A 512-nucleotide genomic window follows, 5' to 3' on the forward strand; every position below is an offset into this window, starting at 1 on the left:
TGTTTTCTTTCAATAAGAAGTGAACGGTAATATCACCAGGAATTGAACATCCCGATGATCTGTTTCTGCACATCCCGTTCACGGGACATGGCATCTCTCCGCACATGAGCCAGAGGTCACGGCCATGCCCCACAATTCCTTTCTGGCGGGCAAGACAGCGACGAACGTCCCGCCAGAAGGAGGAAAGGAAAGATGACCGTGTCCCCTGACGTACAACAATGTATCAGACGGATGGATGCCGACGGAGCCGGGCCGACCGAGATAGCGGAGGCCCTCGGCGTGTGCCGCAACAGCGTGTACAAGTATTCGAGGATGGAGGACCTCTCCCCGCAGCCGCCTGTGGCGGAAAGGAGGAAGAGGCCTGCAATCGACAGGTACGCCGACTTTATCGTCGGCATACTCGTGGACGACCGCTCCGTCCCCAGGAAGCAGCGCCACAGCGCGCAGAAGATCTTCGACAGGCTCGTCGCCGAGCAGGGCTACGCGGGATCCTATCCGACGGTGTGCCGCTT

General features: G+C 58.8%; 1 pseudogene. It reads left to right on the top strand.

Annotated features, from left to right (window positions below):
* Positions 1-192: 192 nt before the first annotated feature.
* Positions 193-512, top strand: a pseudogene (locus ABVS03_RS11615) (IS21 family transposase); the annotation flags it as partial.

It is taken from the genome of Olsenella sp. AGMB03486, from assembly GCF_040884255.1.
Lineage (GTDB): Bacteria > Actinomycetota > Coriobacteriia > Coriobacteriales > Atopobiaceae > Olsenella_L > Olsenella_L kribbiana.